Source organism: Saccharothrix sp. DSM 118769, assembly GCF_052936295.1.
Map to the genome: position 1 here is coordinate 7657276 of NZ_CP193627.1, position 15118 is coordinate 7672393.

Consider the following 15118-nt stretch of genomic DNA (forward strand, 5'->3'; position numbering starts at 1 on the left):
CCATCCGGTGGTACTCCGGTACGGGCGGGAGCACCAGCATGTCCCAGGGTCGGTCGGTGTGGACGGAGGCGGGTGACGCTGTCGCGGGACGAGTTCGGCGTGCTGGGACCGCTCCTGGTCCGCCGCGACGGCCGCCCGGTCCCGATCACCGCCGCCAAGCACCGGATCGTCCTGGCCACCCTGCTGCTGGGCGCGAACCGGTCCGTGCCCGCGGGCGACCTGATCCGCCGGGTGTGGGGCGAGTCGCCGCCGGACCGGGCGGGGCAGACCCTGCCGGTGTACGTGATGCGGCTGCGGCGCGCGCTCGGCGACCCGCAGCTGATCCGCACCACGCCCACCGGCTACCGCATCGACCTGCCGCCCGGCGCGTTGGACCTGCACCGCTTCGAGGAGTGGTCCGCGCGGGGCGCGGAGCTGGCGGCGGCGGGTGACCTCACCGCGTCGTGCACGGCGTACGAGGACGCGCTGGGCTGCTGGCGGGGCGCGCCGCTGGCCGACGTGCCGTCCGGGGCGCTGCACGAGGCGGAGGCGCCGAACCTGGCCGAGCAGCGGCTGCGGGTGACCTCCGAGCTGGTGGACGTGAAGCTGCGACTGGGCCGGTGCGACGAGGTGATCCCCGACCTGCGCAGGCTCACCGCGCAGCACCCGCTGCGGGAGCGGTTCTGGTCGCAGCTGATGGTGGCGCTGTACCGGGTCGACCGGCAGGCCGACGCGCTGGACGCCTACCGGCAGGCGTCGACGGCGCTGGCGCGCGAGCTGGGCGTGGACCCGAGCGACTCGCTGCGCGCGGTGCACCACGCGATCCTCACCGGTGACCCGGCGCTGCACCGGCCCGCGGCGGGCACGTGGGCGCCGGTGTCGCAGCTGCCCGCGCCGGTCGGCAACTTCGTGGGCCGCACCGCGGAGATGACCCGGGTGAAGGGGCTGCTGACGCGGGCCGCGGCGACCGTGGTGGTGTGCGGGCTACCGGGCGTGGGCAAGACGGCGTTCGCGATCTCCGTGGGGCACGCGGTGCGCGACCGGTACCCGGACGGGCAGCTGTACGCGAACCTGCGCGGGTACTCGACGTCGCCGCCGCTGACGACGTCCGCGGTGCTCGCGCGGTTCCTGCGGGCCATGGGCGTGCGGTCCGACCACATCCCGGTGGGCGAGGAGGAGCTGGTCCGCAACTACCGGGCGCGGCTGCGCGGCCGGCGGGTGCTGATCACCCTGGACAACGCCGCGTCCGTCGAGCAGGTGCTGCCGCTGCTGCCCGGCGACCCCGGCTGCTCGGTGCTGGTGACCAGCCGCAACGAGCTGCGCCGGCCGCTGCGGGCGACGACCGTGCGGCTGGACGTGCTGCGCGGCGACGAGGCGTGGAAGCTGCTGGCCCGCTCGCTCGGGCCGGAGGCGGCGGTGGCGCAGTTCGACGCGATCGGCGAGCTGGCCCGGCTGTGCGGCTACCTGCCGCTGGCGCTGCGGATAGCGCTGGGCAACCTCGTCGGCGCCCCGCACCTGGACGTCGCGGCCTACGTGGACGACCTGCGCGGCGGCGACCGGCTGACGGCGCTGGCCGTGGACAACGACGACACGGCGGCCGTGCGGCGGGCGTTCGACCTGTCCTACCGGGCGCTGACGCCCGACGCGGCGCGGCTGTTCCGGCTGACCGGGCTGCTGCCGGGGCCGGACTTCAGCGTGTTCGGCGCGGCGGCGCTGCTGGACGCGCCCGAGGCGGTGGCGCGCAGGCTGCTGGAGGACCTGGCGTCGGCGCACCTCGTGCAGCGGGTCGGCGCGGACCGGTTCGCGGTGCACGACCTGCTGCACGACTACGCCGCCGACCGGGCCGAGGCGGCCTGCGAGGACCTGGGCGCGGCGCGGCGGCGGCTGTTCGACTGGTACCTGCGCACCGCGGTCGAGGTCGGCGACGTGCTGTACCCGGAGCTGGGCGTGTCCGGGCCGCCGCGGATGAACCCCGAGGTGGCGCGGGCGTGGCTCACGGCGGAGCGGGCGAGCGTGCTGGCGGCGACCGAGCACTGCGCCGAGCACGGGCCGCGCGAGCTGTCGTGGCAGCTCATCGACGCGGTCAGCGGGTACTTCGGGTCGCACGGGCACCACGTGGAGTTCCTGCACGCCATCGACGCGGCCCTCGGCGCGGCGCGCGCGGCGGGCGACCACGACGCGGAGACGTCGATGCTGGTGTGGCTGGCCGCCGAGCACCGCAACCTCGGCAACCTGCGGGTGGCGCAGCGCTACCTGGCGGAGGCCCGGCCGGTGGGCCGCCTGGTGTGGCTGCACACCGGCCTGGACGGCGTGGTGAACGTGGAGCTGGGCGACTTCGCGGCGGCGACCGCCGCGTTCGACCGGATGGAGTCGCTGACCGGCGAGGACTGGGCGGGCCCGCACGTCCGGATCGGCGTGCTGGCGGGCCGGGGCGCGGTGAGCCTGGTGCGGGGCGACCCGGAGGGCGCGGCCGGGCTGCTGACCCGGGGCCTGGCCCTGGCGCGGGCCGCGAACGGGGCGAACGTGGAGGCCACCTGCGCGGCCCTGCTGGCCCGGTGCCGCACGGCGACGGGCGACCACCGGGGCGCCGTCGACCTGCTGCGCGGCGCCCTCTCCGCCTGGTTCCGCACGGGCGCCCGGCACGCCCGCGCCGAGGGCATGGCGCACCTCGCCGCCGCCCTCTGCCTGGCCGGCGAGCACCCGGAGGCCCTGCGCACCGCCCAGCGCGCCCTCGCGCTCGTCCAGGAGCTGGGCGGCAGCCCGCGCATCGAGTCCGAGGTGCACAACTCCCTCGGCCTGGTCCTGCGCCACCTGGGCAAACCGGCCCGCGCCGTGGCCGCGCACCTGCGCGCGCTGGAGCTGGCCGACTCCTGCGAGTACCGCTACGGCGTGGTCCGCTCGCACGCCCACCTGGTGCGCGCCCTGGTCGCGGAGGGCCGCCGCGCCGAGGCCCTCCGCCACGCCCGGATCGGCCACGACCTCGCCGCGCGCGGCGGTTTCGGCCTCGTCGAGCGCACGACCGCCGAGGCGATCGCCGAGTTGACGTGACGTGCGTTTCCGCGGTGTTTCGGTGTGCGGGACCAACTGAGACCACTGCCACGAGCCGTTGACCCGCCCCACCACCGGCGGGAACATCGGGTTTCGATGCTTCTTGAGCGTGTTTGGGGGATCTCATGACGACCGATCCGCACGTCGCCCTGGCGCGGATCGCGGAAGGGGTGCCCCGGGGTCCCGACGAACTGGTGTCGGTGCTCACCGAACTGGCGCGGATGGCCGACGAGTGGTCCGACGCGGTGCGCCGGTTGCAGGAGCCCACCCGCCGGTTCGTGGGCAGCGCCGCCGCCGCGTCGGTGTCGCTGGCCGCCCGGCGGGCCGAGGAGGCGTCCCTGGAGCTGGAGATGACCCTGGGTGACGCGCAGGCGGCGCGGCGGTCATTGCCCCTGACCACCCCCAGGGGTGAGGATGGGCGTCCACTGGTCTGATCGACGACGCCCGACCACCGCATTGGAACTCCATGACCTCAGGACTCCCCTGCCCCCTCTGCGAGGGCCCGGAGCGCCGGGGGGCGCTCGAACGGACGCTGCGGGTGCTCGCGGTCGACGACGAGGCCCCCGCCCTGGACGACCTGGTCTACCTGCTGCGCTCCGACCCGCGGGTGGCGCACGTGGAGGCGGTGGGCGACGCGACGAAGGCGCTGCGCACGCTGCACCGGGCCATGGACGCCGGGCAGCCGGTGGACGCGGTGTTCCTCGACATCCGGATGCCGGGCCTGGACGGGCTGGACCTGGCGCGCGTGCTGTCGCGGTTCGCGCAGCCGCCGCCCATCGTGTTCGTCACCGCGCACCAGGAACCGGCGGTGGAGGCGTTCGAGCTGAAAGCGCTCGACTACCTCCTCAAACCGGTCCGACCCGAACGGTTGGCCGAATCCGTTCACCGGATCGTGCACGAGGTGCTCGATTCCAAATCACCGGAGCCGGCGCCGGTCGCGCCCGCGGAAAAAGCGCCGGACGTGGGTGACGAGGTCATCCCCGTCGAACTCGGCGGCATCACGCGGTTCATCCGGCTCGCCGACATCCGGTACGTGGAGGCGCACGGCGACTACGCCCGCCTGCACACCGCGACCGGCAGCGGGCTGGTCCGCGCCGCCCTCAACGGGCTGGAGGAGCGCTGGCGGTCCGCCGGGTTCGTGCGCATCCACCGCAGCCACCTGGTGTCGCTCGGGCACATCGACGAGCTGCGCCTGGAGGACGGCCACCTGAGCGTGAACATCGGGGGCGCGGTGCTGCCGGTGAGCCGGCGGCACGCCCGGCACCTGCGGCAGCTGCTGGTGCGCCGCAACCGGCAGCCGCTGTGACCGGCCCGACCCCGCCGAAGCCGACCCCGCCGAGGCCGACCCCCCGGCGGCCGGAACCGCCGAAGCCGGAGCCGGCGCCGCCGAAGCAGCGGGTGGTGGTGACGAGCCCCCGCACGCGCGCGCCGCGCGCGCCCCGCCCGTACCCGGCGTCGCGGGAGATCGACGAGCAGAGCGAGCTGGGCGCGGTCTACATGAGGTCGCTGATCCGCACCCAGCGGCGGCTCGGGCTGCTGCTGTGCGCGGTGGTGTGCGGCAGCGTGGCGGCCCTGCCGCTGGTGTTCGCGCTGGCGCCGTCGATCGCCGCGCAGCGCCTGTTCGGCCTGCCCCTGCCGTGGCTGCTGCTCGGCGTGCTGGTGTTCCCGGTGTTCGTGCTGGCCGGCTGGTTCTACATCCGGCAGGCCGAGCGCGGCGAGCGCGAGTTCGCGGAGCTGGTGGAACGTTCGTGAGCAGCACCTACGGCATCATCGCCGTCCTGGTCGTGGCGATCGGCACGGTCACGGTCGGCACCTACGGGCTGCGGATCTCGCGCACCACGTCGGACTTCTTCGTCGCCTCGCGGACGGTGTCGCCGTGGTGGAACGCCTCGGCGATCGGCGGCGAGTACCTGTCGGCGGCGTCGTTCGTGGGCATCGCCGGGCTGATCTTCGCGCACGGTCCGGACATGCTGTGGTTCCCGGTCGGCTACACCGCCGGCTACCTGGTGCTGCTGGCGCTGGTCGCGGCGCCCCTGCGCCGCAGCGGCGCGTACACGCTGCCCGACTTCGCCGAGGCCAGGTTCGCCTCGCCCGCGGTGCGCGCGGTGGCCTCGATGTTCGCGCTGGGCATCGGGTGGCTGTACCTGCTGCCGCAGCTCCAGGGCGCGGGCCTGACGCTGAACTACGTGACGGGCGCGCCGGACTGGGTGGGCGCGCTGGTGGTGGCGGTCGTGGTGACGTCCAACGTCATCTCCGGCGGGATGCGCAGCATCACGTTCGTGCAGGCGTTCCAGTACTGGCTCAAGCTGACCGCCATCGCGGTGCCCGTGGTGTTCCTGGTGATGGCCTGGCACGCGCAGGGCGCGAAGGAGCTGGCCGGGCCGGAGTTCCCCGAGTTCCCGGAGCGCACGACGGTGTCGTTCGACACCGGCACCGCGTTCCACGTCTCGGAGACGACGCCGTTCAGCGGCACGGGGGTGGTCGACGGGCAGCGGGTCGACGGCGGCGGCGCGCTGTCCGTGGGCGACCACACCGCCGACGCCGGGACGCGGCTGACGTTCTCCCAGGGCTCGGCGGTGCCGCACGTGCGGTCGATCCCGACGAGCACCAACGAGGTGTGGGCGCTGCCGATGCGCGGCGGCGAGCGGTTCCCGCTGTACGCGGTGTACTCGCTGATCATCGCCACCTTCCTGGGCACGATGGGCCTGCCGCACGTGATCGTGCGCTTCTACACCAACCCCAATGGGCGGGCGGCGCGGCGGACGACGCTGATCGTGCTGGGCATGCTCGGCCTGTTCTACCTGATGCCGCCGATCTACGGCGCGCTCGGCCGGCTCTACACGCCGGAGCTGCTGATGACCGGCGACACGGACGCGGTGGTGCTGGCGCTGCCCGGCCGGGTCGTCGAGGGGCTGGGCGGGCAGCTGCTGGGCGCGCTGGTGGCCGGTGGCGCGTTCGCGGCGTTCCTGTCCACCTCGTCGGGCCTGATGGTGTCGCTGGCGGGCGTGCTGAGCCGGGACGTGCTGCGGCTGCGGTCGGTGCGCGGGTTCCGGGTGTCGACGGTGCTGGCGGTGGTCGTGCCGCTGGGCATGACGTGGCTGGTGGGCAAGGTGCCGGTGGCGGACATGGTGGGCCTGGCGTTCGCGGTGGCCGCGTCGTCGCTGTGCCCGCTGCTCGTGCTGGGCATCTGGAGCACCCGCATCTCCACGGCGGGCGCGGTGGCCGGGATGCTCGCGGGCGGGGTGCCCGCCCTGGTGGCCGGTCTGGTGACGATCAGCTCGCGCGGCGCCGACGCGTGGTACCACGTGTTCCTGGCCCGGCCCGCGGCGTGGACCGTGCCGCTCGGGTTCGTCGTGATGTTCGCGGTGTCGCTGCTGACGCCGCGCAGGGTGCCGCCGGGGGTGAACCACGTGATGGTGCGGTTGCACGCGCCGGAGAACCTGGGACTGCGCAGTCAGGACCGGTTGTGACCGCGGTGTGGACGGTGGGCGCGATACTGCTCGCCGGGCTCGCCGTGGTGATCACGCTGTGGCGCACGTCGTTGTCCCGCAACGACTTCCTCACCAACGAGCAGCGGATCACGTTCGAGACGCTGCACACGGCGTGGTCGGCGGCGCCGCCGCTGCGCGCCGGGCTCGTGCCGGAGGCGGCGAAGAAGTCGGCCCGGCACCTGCGCACGCTGCTCGGCACGCCCGCGCTGGCGCTGACCGACGAGACGGAGGTCGTGGCCTGGGAGGGCGGCGGCGGGCACCACGCGGCCGAGGTGATGCGGCTGGCGGAGGACGTGTTCGGCACCGGCCGCACGCGGGCGTTCGACATCACCTGCACGACCGCCGACTGCCCCGTGCACACGGCGGTGCTGGCGCCGCTCACCGTGGAGGGCCGGGTGGTGGGCGTGCTGGCGGCGTACAGCCGGGAGGCGTCGGCGGGGCTCGTGCGGGCGACGAACGAGGTGGCGCGGTGGGCGTCGGGCCAGCTGGAGCTGGCCGAGCTGGACCGGTCGCGGACGCGGTTGGTGGAGGCCGAGGTGCGCGCGCTGCGCGCCCAGATCTCCCCGCACTTCATCTACAACTCGCTGTCCGCCATCGCGTCCTACGTGCGGACCGACCCCGAGCGGGCGCGGACCCTGCTGCTCGACTTCGCCGACTTCACCCGCTACTCGTTCCGCCGGGCGGGCGACTTCACCACGCTGTCGGAGGAGCTGAAGTCGATCGACCAGTACCTGGCCCTGGAGCGGGCGAGGTTCGGCGAGCGCCTGAAGGTGACGTTGCAGATCGCGCCGGAGGTCCTCCCGGTGACCGTCCCGTTCCTCTGCCTGCAACCGCTGGTGGAGAACGCGGTCCGGCACGGCATGGAGGGCAAGGTCGGGCCGGGCCACATCACGATCCTCGCCGCCGACGCGGGCCAGGAGGCGCACATCACCATTGAGGACGACGGCATCGGCATGGACCCCGACGCGCTGCGCCGCACTTTGGCGGGTCAGGTCGGCGCGACGGCGGGTATAGGTCTGGGCAACATCGACGAACGGCTGAGGCGCTGCTACGGCGACGACTACGGTCTCGTCGTGGAGACCGCGCAGGGGATGGGGACGAAGATCAGCGTGCGGGTGCCGAAGTACTCGGCGGGCGTGCACGCCTGACACGGCTTCGGTCCGCCTTCCGGCACGGGGCTCTCGTCCGGAGCGGCGACCGGAGGTGCGCGGGGTGGGGCGTGCGGAAGGCTGGTCCCGCCGCCGCGGGACTAAGCCGCCGCGAGCGGGCCGGGGGTGAGGGCGGCGCGGCCGGCGGCGGTCAGGCGGGCGCGGCTCCACTCGGACACGGCCACGCGGGTGGTCGGTTCGAGCAGGCCCGCGCGGACCAGGGCGCGGGCGGTGCAGGGGTCGCTGAACGGCAGGGCGTCGACCCGGGCGTCGGGTTCGGCGCTGCCGGTCAGCTCCACGCGGTCGGCGGCGGTGGCGCGGAGCAGGGCGAGGTCTCTTCGGGACAGGTCGGTCATGGTGGGACACCTCCTGGGGGGAACACGGGCGAGCGGGCGCCCCGGTTCAGCGACTGGGACGCCCGCTCGTGGTCCGTCTTTCCCTAACCGGCCGCGCGGGCGCCCCGGCGCTCCGCGGCCTCCAGGACCAGCCGCAGCCACTCCGCGTCGTCGGACGCGCCCTCCGCGACCACCCGGCGCAGGCGCAGCCACAGGCCCGCCTCGGTCCACTCCTGGAACCGCCGGTGCACCGTCGGCACGGTGACGCCGAACGTCGCGGGCAGGTGCCGCCAGGCACAGCCGCTGGTCAGGACGAACACGATCGCGGTGAAGATCGCCCGGTCCGACACCCGGCCGCGGCCACCGCCCTGGCGGCGGACCTTGGCGGGTGGGATGAGCGGTTCGACCGCGGCCCACAGGGCCGGCGGCACGAGGCGCACCGCCAACTGCTCGATCACGTCCGCGTGCGGCGGACGGGGAGGCGCTTCCGGCGCCCGGCGGACCCACGGCTCCTGCCGCTGGGCGTCACCGCGCTGGCGGGCGCGCAGCAACATCGCCAGGGCGGCGTCGTCGGTCCTCCGGGGCGCGACCGCCGGGTGCTGGTGGTGCTGCACCTGGCGGGCGATCTCGGCGCCCACCGTTCGCCCGAACGGTTGCACAGGTCGTACTTGGTTGCTCATCAGGTCCTCCGCCCAGGACTGTCGTGATGCCCATCACGCTAGGAAGTCGGACGCTCACTGGTAAGGGAACGCGCGCCGAACGGGGCGGTCGAGCGTCACGCGGCCACCAGTGCTCCGCCGAACGGCGTTACCAGCGCGACGAGCGGATGAGCGGTCACTCCCCGATGCCGGTCGCCGGGGATACGCTCGGGGGGTGACCACCCCGCCACGCCTCCTCGCCACCAGCGACCTGCACGTGACGTACGAGCAGAACCGCAAGTTCGTCGATGCGCTTCGACCGCACTCCCCCGCCGACTGGCTGATCGTGGCCGGTGACGTGGGTGAACGCTTCGACGACGTCGAGTGGGTGCTGAGCACGCTGCGCGGGCGGTTCGCCGAGGTGGTCTGGTCCCCCGGCAACCACGAGCTGTGGACCACCAAGGACGACCCGGTGCAGGCGCGCGGCGAAGTGCGCTACAAGCAGCTGGTGGAGCTGTGCCGCAGCATCGGCGTGCGCACGCCCGAGGACGAGTTCGCGGTGTTCGAGGGCGCGGGCGGCCCGGTGGCGGTGGCCCCGCTGTTCACCCTGTACGACTACACGTTCCGGCCCGCCGGGACCTCCGACAAGGCGTCCGCGCTGGCCGTGGCGCAGGAGGCCGGGATCATCTGCACCGACGAGTACTTCCTGCACCCCGACCCGTACCCGAGCCGCGAGGCGTGGTGCGCGGCGCGCGTGGAGGAGACCGAGCGGCGGCTGGAGGCGGTCGACCCGTCGCTGCGGACGGTGCTGATCAACCACTGGCCCCTCGTGCGCGATCCCACGTTCGTGCTGCGGTACCCCGAATTCGCGTTGTGGTGCGGGACCGAGAAGACGGCCGACTGGCACGTGCGGTTCCGGGCGGCGGTCGCGGTGTACGGCCACCTGCACATCCCGCGCACGATCCGCAAGGACGGCGTGCGCTTCGACGAGGTCTCGCTGGGCTACCCCCGCGAGTGGCAGCCGCGCGGCTGGACCGCCGCGCCGCTGCTGGACGTGCTGCGCGAAGGGGACGCCCGGTGATCACCGACCTGCTGCTCCCGCCGGTCTCGGCGGTGGACTTCTTCGGCGACCCCGACGGGGTGGTGCTGTTCCCCGAGGAGGAGGAGCACGTCGCCAAGGCCGTGGACAAGAGGCGCAAGGAGTTCGCCACCGGCCGGCACTGCGCGCGCACGGCGCTCGCGGGCCTCGGGTTCCCCCCCGTGCCGCTGCTGCCCGGCCCGAGGCGCGAGCCGACGTGGCCCGCGGGCGTGGTCGGCAGCATCACCCACTGCAAGGGCTACCGGGCGGCGGCCGTGGGGCGCACCGACGAGGTGTGGACCATCGGCATCGACGCCGAGCCGAACGAGCCGACGCCCGACGGCGTCCTGGAGGCCATCGCCGTGCCCGGCGAGCTGGCCAGGATGCCCGGGCTGCGCGCGGCGGGCGACAAGGTCGCCTGGGACCGGCTGCTGTTCAGCGCGAAGGAGACCGTCTACAAGGCGTGGTTCCCGCTGACGCGGGCGTGGCTGGGGTTCGAGGACGCCGAGGTGACCATCAACCCGGACGACGGCACGTTCAGCGCGCGCGTCCTGATCGAGCCCCCGGTGGTGGACGGGACCACCCTGGACGGGTTCACCGGGCGGTGGCTGGCCCGGGAGGGGTTTGTGGTGACCGCGATCGCGGTACCCGCGCGCTGATCACCGGCGAGGGGCAGGCATGGGCGACGAGGTCGGGCGGCACGAGTTCACCCGCGAGGACCGCACGCGGTACCGCACGAAGGTGCGCCGGTGCCTGGACGTGTTCGCCCGGATGCTGCGCGAGTCGCGGTTCGAGTTCGACCGGCCCATGACGGGGCTGGAGATCGAGCTGAACCTGGTGGACGACGCGGGCGACCCGGCGATGCGCAACGCGGAGGCCCTGGAGGCCATCGCCGACGCGGACTTCGTCACCGAGCTGGGCCAGTGGAACCTGGAGATCAACGTCGCGCCGCGGCAGCTCACCGCGGGCGGGATCACCGAGTTCGAGACCGTCGTGCGGGACTCGCTCAACGAGGCCGAGCACAAGTCGTCGGCCACCGGCTCGCACATGGTGATGATCGGCATCCTGCCGACGTTGCAGGCCAAGCACCTGGCCGCGGACGCGCTGTCGGGCAACCCGCGGTACGCGCTGCTCAACGAGCAGGTGCTGGCGGCGCGCGGCGAGGACCTGCACATCTCGATCGACGGCGTCGAGCGGCTCCAGATGACGGCCGACTCGATCGTGCCGGAGGGCGCGTGCACGTCCGCGCAGTTCCACCTCCAGGTGTCGCCGGACTCGTTCGCGCCGTACTGGAACGCGGCGCAGGCCATCGCGGGCGTGCAGGTGGCGGTGGGCGCGAACTCGCCGTTCCTGCTGGGCAAGGAGCTGTGGCGGGAGACCCGGATCGCGCTGTTCCAGCAGGCCACGGACACCCGCAGCGACGAGCTGAAGGAGCAGGGCGTCCGGCCGCGGGTGTGGTTCGGCGAGCGGTGGATCACGTCGATCTTCGACCTGTTCGAGGAGAACGTGCGGTACTTCCCGGCGCTGCTGCCGATCTGCGACGAGGAGGACCCGGTGCAGGTGCTGGAGCGCGGCGACACGCCGTCGCTCGCCGAGCTGCGCCTGCACAACGGCACCGTCTACCGCTGGAACCGGCCGGTGTACGACGTGGTGCGCGACAAGCCGCACCTGCGCGTGGAGAACCGCACGATGCCCGCCGGGCCGACGGTCGTCGACACGCTGGCCAACGCGGCGTTCTACTACGGCCTGGTGCGGGTGCTGTCCGAGGAGGAGCGGCCGCTGTGGTCGCAGATGTCGTTCAGCGCGGCCGAGGACAACTTCCTGGCGGGCGCGCGGCACGGCATCGACGCGCAGGTCTACTGGCCGGGGCTCGGCACGGTGCCGGTGGCGGAGCTGGTGCTCCGGCGCCTGCTGCCGCTGGCCCACGAGGGCCTGGCGAAGCTGAAGGTCGAGGCCGCCGACCGGGACCGGCTGCTGGGCGTGGTCGAGCAGCGGTGCCTGACCGGCGTCAACGGCGCGACGTGGCAGGCGCGGGCGTTCCACCGGCACTACGACCACACCGCGCTGGACCGGCACGAGGCGCTGCGCCGGATGCTGCGGACGTACCGGGACCTGATGCACTCGAACGAACCGGTGCACACCTGGCCGGTGAGCTGACCGGTCAGAGGACCCACCGGTAGCCGGCGTCGTCGTGCGCCGAGGGCCTGCCGCCCGACCGCCGGGGGCGGGTCGACGCCCGTGAGCGCGGACCCGCCCCCGGCGGCTCGTCGGGTCGTCAGCTCGTCGGGAAGTCGTCCGGGGTGCGCATCCGCTCGCGGACCCACGCGCCGGCGGGCTTGAGGACGCCCGTGCCGGCGAACGTCGAGCCGGCGCAGGTGCCCTCCTTGAAGACGGCCCCCGAGCGGAAGTCGTCGGAGAAGTTCCAGTTCGTCCAGCCGATCTTGTTGGCGGCCAGGAAGTCCAGGTACTTCTGGCTGTAGGCGAAGTCGTTGCCGCCGTCGCCGGTGTAGGTCTGGGTGCCGAACTCGGTCACGAAGATCGGCAGCCGCGCCGCCGCGCGGGACAGGGCGTCGAAGTACTCGTCCTGGTGCGAGGCCGCGTAGAAGTGGAACGTGTACATGAAGTTCGTGGCGTTGATCGGGTTCGAGACGATGTCCTGCTCGCTGCGCCCGTCGGAGATGCCCAGCGAACCCCAGCCGTGGGTGCCGACGAACACGACGCCGTCCGGGTCCTGCGCCCGGATGACCGGGATCATCTGCTCCGCGTAGGACTTGATGCCCGCCCACGAGACGTTGTTCGGCTCGTTCGCGATGTCGTAGATGATGTTGGTCTTGTCCCGGTGCCGCGAGGCGACCTCGGTGAAGAACGTGCGCGCCAGGGCGATGTTGGCGTTCGGGTCGCCCGGGTCGAGCTGGTGCCAGTCCACGAGGGCGTACAGGCCGCGCTTCGTGGCCTCCTCGACGTAGCCGTGCACCAGGTCGGTGAACCTGCGCGGGTCGGTCTCGTACCCGCCCTCCTGCACGTACATCGAGATGCGCAGGACGTCCGCGCCCCAGTCGTTCGCGAGGGCGTCGAGGGACGCGCCCTTCACGCACTGCGAGTACCACTGGATGCCGTGCGTGGACATGCCGCGCAGCTGCACCGGCTTGCCGTACCGGTTGCACAGCTTGGTGCCGCACACCCGCAGCTGCCCGTTGACGTCGGCGGGGCGGCCGGCCTGGGCGCTGCCGGTCTGCACGTCGAGGCGGTCCAGGTTGGGGCCGCCGGCGGCGGTGGTCGCGGTGGCGCGGACGCGGTTCGCGCCCGCCGCGAGCGTCACGGTCGTCGTCCTGGTGGCCCACGTGCTCCACGCGCCGGTGGCGGCGAACGAGAGGCCGGTGGCGGCGGCCGTGCCGTTGACCGCGACGGTCATGGGCCGGTCGGTGGTGGTGCCGTTGGCGTACCGGAAGGTCAGGGTCGCCGGGCCGGCGGTCGCGGCGGTCACGGTGAAGTCGACGTACGAGCCGACCGCGTTGGCGTAGTTGACGAACCCGCTGCCGGTGTAGCCGGCGTGGTTGGACTCGACGACGCCGTCGGCGACCGAGGCGCTCTCGGCCTGGTGCTGGACGACGGCCTGCGCGACCGGCCCGGCCTCGACCGGGGCGGCCCCTGCCGGAACAGCCCCTGCCGGAGCGGCGGGGTCGGCCGCGGCGCCGGCGAGGCCGGGTGCGGGGACGGCGAGCAGGGATACCGCGACGGCTGCGGCCAGCCATCGCGAACGGGGTGCCACGGGGTGCCTCCCACGGGGACGGGGACGGGGGTGAACACGGCGGCGGCGGGTCAGTTAGGAAACTTTCCTAACTGTTGCGTGGATCACAACACCCCGCGCGCCCGCTGTCAACACGGGCGGGGACGGGAGTGGACCGGGTCGGACGGGCGCGGCGAGGGGCCGGCTCACGCGGGAGGGGGCCGGCTCACACGGGAAGGGCCCCGCTCGCGCGGAAGGGATCAGCTCGCGCGCAGGAGGGCGCGTTCCGGGTTCGCCTTCCAGGCGGAGGCCAGGCCGGGCAGCAGCACGCGCCACGGGAGCGCGGCGAGCACGTCGCGGCGCACGACCAGCAGGATGCGGCCCTCGGCGCCGCCGTCGAACCAGATCACCCGCAGCGGGACGCCGGCGGGCGGCGCGAGCGCCGAGGCCGAGGAGGCCGAGGAGGCCGCCGCCGGGACGAGCGCGGACGGCAGCACGACCCGGCGAACGCACGCGGCGGGGACGACGTCCCGGAGTTCGCGGTGGCGGTCGACGAGGGAGCGCACGGCGTCGACGAGGCGCCGCTCCCCCAACCCGGCTCGCACCTGCACGGTCATGGTCTCGTAGCCGGACACGGCAGAGGTGCCTTCCGCAGGGATTAGGACACCCTAACCTAGCACTAGTAGTCGTCGCCGCCGAAGAACGTTTCCTCCAGGCGGTCGGCCGTGCCGGCCAGCAGGCTCAGCGGGTCGGTGAACTCGTGGATGTCGAGGTCCACCAGGGGCAGCGAGTGCCGCAGCACGACGTGGTCGCCCATGACCGCCGCGCCGCACGCGATGGTCGAGTTGCCCACCTCGGTGAGGAACGCGTGCAGGTCCACCTTCGACGCCAGCCCGATCGGGGACGCGATCTGCACCCACTCGTGCAGCTTGTCGAGGACCTCGCGCACCAGGATGATCACCTGGGTCCGCTCGTCGTCCTCGTCGAACTGCTCGAAGTTGAACAGGATGCGGATCTCGTCCTCGTTCTCGGAGATCACGTCGTACGTGTCGTGGACGTACGCGGCTAGGTCGCCCCAAGTGGCCATGCGGATCACCCTACGGGCGCGACCGCCCCCCAGACCGCATCGGCGACCAGTTCGGCGCAGGCACCCAGGTCGAACCCGTAGGCCAGGTGCCGGCGGGCGCACTCGTGGGCCGGACCCATCACCACGGGGTCCAGCGCCCACGACGGGTAGGCGCGCACCTCGCCCGCGCCGGCGCGGGCGGCGAACCAGGCGGCGACCGGTTGGAACACCGACGCCTTCACGACCGGGTCGGCGGTCTGCGGCGCGGCGTAGAGGAACCGGGCGCGGCCGGTGTTCGCGCCGACCCAGTCGAGGTAGCGGGCCACGAGCGCGCGCACGGCCCGCTCCGGGTCGTCGACCTCCAGCGCGGGCAGCAGCGCGGTCACGCAGTGCTCGAAGCTCTCCCGGTACAGCACGGCGAACAGGCCCGACCGGCTGCCGAAGTGGTGGTAGACGCTGCCGTTCGACACGCCCGAGCGCGCGGTCAGCGCGCTGATCGTGACCGCGTCCAGCCCGCCCTCGGCGACCAGGTCGAGCGCCGCGTCCAGCACGGCCCGCTGACTAGTCGATCTCACAGGGGCTAGAGTACCGCTCTAGAGCGTCGCTCC

14 protein-coding genes and 1 pseudogene are annotated in these 15118 nt (G+C 73.6%); 9 read left to right on the forward strand and 6 right to left on the reverse strand.

Translation table 11 applies throughout. The features are described from left to right. Positions 1-72: 72 nt before the first annotated feature. The 6 genes from ACRAKJ_RS32070 (at position 73) to ACRAKJ_RS32095 (ending at position 7666) form a co-directional block, all read left to right on the forward strand. Positions 73-3027 carry a BTAD domain-containing putative transcriptional regulator gene (locus ACRAKJ_RS32070; protein ID WP_438921913.1) on the forward strand — a complete coding sequence of 985 codons (2955 nt, stop codon included), beginning with the start codon at positions 73-75 and terminating at the stop codon, positions 3025-3027. Positions 3028-3152: 125 nt separating this feature from the next. Further along, positions 3153-3461, forward strand: coding sequence for a hypothetical protein (locus tag ACRAKJ_RS32075; RefSeq protein ID WP_438921914.1), 309 nt, complete (start codon positions 3153-3155; stop codon positions 3459-3461). 32 nt (positions 3462-3493) lie between these two features. Beyond that, positions 3494-4333, forward strand: a complete 840-nt coding sequence (locus tag ACRAKJ_RS32080) for a response regulator (RefSeq protein WP_438921915.1) — start codon at positions 3494-3496, stop codon at positions 4331-4333. 95 nt (positions 4334-4428) lie between these two features. Next, entirely contained in the window at positions 4429-4779 is a 351-nt protein-coding gene (locus ACRAKJ_RS32085; protein WP_438921916.1) for a DUF485 domain-containing protein, read from the forward strand. Continuing rightward, positions 4776-6497, forward strand: a complete 1722-nt coding sequence (locus ACRAKJ_RS32090; protein WP_438921917.1) for a sodium:solute symporter family transporter — start codon at positions 4776-4778, stop codon at positions 6495-6497. Before ACRAKJ_RS32085 ends, ACRAKJ_RS32090 begins: the two co-directional genes overlap by 4 nt. Continuing rightward, on the forward strand, positions 6494-7666 hold the full coding sequence (locus ACRAKJ_RS32095; protein ID WP_438921918.1) for a histidine kinase: 1173 nt from the start codon (positions 6494-6496) through the stop codon (positions 7664-7666). The genes ACRAKJ_RS32090 and ACRAKJ_RS32095 overlap by 4 nt, the downstream gene beginning before the upstream one ends. Before the next feature lie 101 nt (positions 7667-7767). On the opposite strand, the gene ACRAKJ_RS32100 is transcribed toward ACRAKJ_RS32095, so the two are convergent. Further along, positions 7768-8022, reverse strand: a complete 255-nt coding sequence (locus ACRAKJ_RS32100; RefSeq protein WP_438921919.1) for a hypothetical protein — start codon at positions 8020-8022, stop codon at positions 7768-7770. A 95-nt stretch (positions 8023-8117) separates the two neighbouring features. Further along, positions 8118-8459: pseudogene (locus ACRAKJ_RS32105) on the reverse strand (transposase); the annotation flags it as partial. Positions 8460-8874: 415 nt separating this feature from the next. Between ACRAKJ_RS32105 and ACRAKJ_RS32110 the strand changes: the two are divergent. The 3 genes from ACRAKJ_RS32110 to ACRAKJ_RS32120 are packed head-to-tail and all read left to right on the forward strand — an operon-like array spanning position 8875 to position 11874. Next, the gene (locus tag ACRAKJ_RS32110) at positions 8875-9720 is read left to right on the forward strand and encodes a metallophosphoesterase (protein WP_438921920.1); all 846 of its coding nucleotides are present in this window, start codon (positions 8875-8877) and stop codon (positions 9718-9720) included. Further along, a complete protein-coding gene (locus ACRAKJ_RS32115) occupies positions 9717-10376 on the forward strand; it encodes a 4'-phosphopantetheinyl transferase superfamily protein (protein WP_438921921.1) in 660 nt (219 codons plus the stop codon). Before ACRAKJ_RS32110 ends, ACRAKJ_RS32115 begins: the two co-directional genes overlap by 4 nt. Positions 10377-10395: 19 nt before the next feature. Further along, positions 10396-11874 carry a glutamate--cysteine ligase gene (locus tag ACRAKJ_RS32120; protein WP_438921922.1) on the forward strand — a complete coding sequence of 493 codons (1479 nt, stop codon included), beginning with the start codon at positions 10396-10398 and terminating at the stop codon, positions 11872-11874. A 118-nt stretch (positions 11875-11992) separates the two neighbouring features. Here the strand turns inward: ACRAKJ_RS32120 and ACRAKJ_RS32125 are convergent, their stop codons facing one another. The 4 genes from ACRAKJ_RS32125 to ACRAKJ_RS32140 form a co-directional block, all read right to left on the reverse strand. Continuing rightward, positions 11993-13486 carry a cellulase family glycosylhydrolase gene (locus ACRAKJ_RS32125; RefSeq protein ID WP_438921923.1) on the reverse strand — a complete coding sequence of 498 codons (1494 nt, stop codon included), beginning with the start codon at positions 13484-13486 and terminating at the stop codon, positions 11993-11995. A gap of 218 nt (positions 13487-13704) precedes the next feature. Further along, positions 13705-14079 (reverse strand): hypothetical protein, encoded by a 375-nt coding sequence (locus ACRAKJ_RS32130; protein WP_438921924.1) that lies wholly within the window; start codon positions 14077-14079, stop codon positions 13705-13707. 44 nt (positions 14080-14123) lie between these two features. Next, positions 14124-14531 carry a hypothetical protein gene (locus ACRAKJ_RS32135; protein WP_438921925.1) on the reverse strand — a complete coding sequence of 136 codons (408 nt, stop codon included), beginning with the start codon at positions 14529-14531 and terminating at the stop codon, positions 14124-14126. Positions 14532-14536: 5 nt separating this feature from the next. Then, positions 14537-15085, reverse strand: a complete 549-nt coding sequence (locus ACRAKJ_RS32140) for a TetR family transcriptional regulator (protein ID WP_438921926.1) — start codon at positions 15083-15085, stop codon at positions 14537-14539. Between the last annotated feature and the right edge of the window lie 33 nt (positions 15086-15118).

Bases quoted from the DNA above. Each gene is read 5' to 3' on its own strand.
- ACRAKJ_RS32075 (WP_438921914.1), top strand. From the start codon at position 3,153: ATGACGACCGATCCGCACGTCGCCCTGGCGCGGATCGCGGAAGGGGTG.
- ACRAKJ_RS32120 (WP_438921922.1), top strand. From the start codon at position 10,396: ATGGGCGACGAGGTCGGGCGGCACGAGTTCACCCGCGAGGACCGCACG.
- ACRAKJ_RS32135 (WP_438921925.1), bottom strand. From the start codon at position 14,531: ATGGCCACTTGGGGCGACCTAGCCGCGTACGTCCACGACACGTACGAC.
- ACRAKJ_RS32100 (WP_438921919.1), bottom strand. From the start codon at position 8,022: ATGACCGACCTGTCCCGAAGAGACCTCGCCCTGCTCCGCGCCACCGCC.
- ACRAKJ_RS32080 (WP_438921915.1), top strand. From the start codon at position 3,494: ATGACCTCAGGACTCCCCTGCCCCCTCTGCGAGGGCCCGGAGCGCCGG.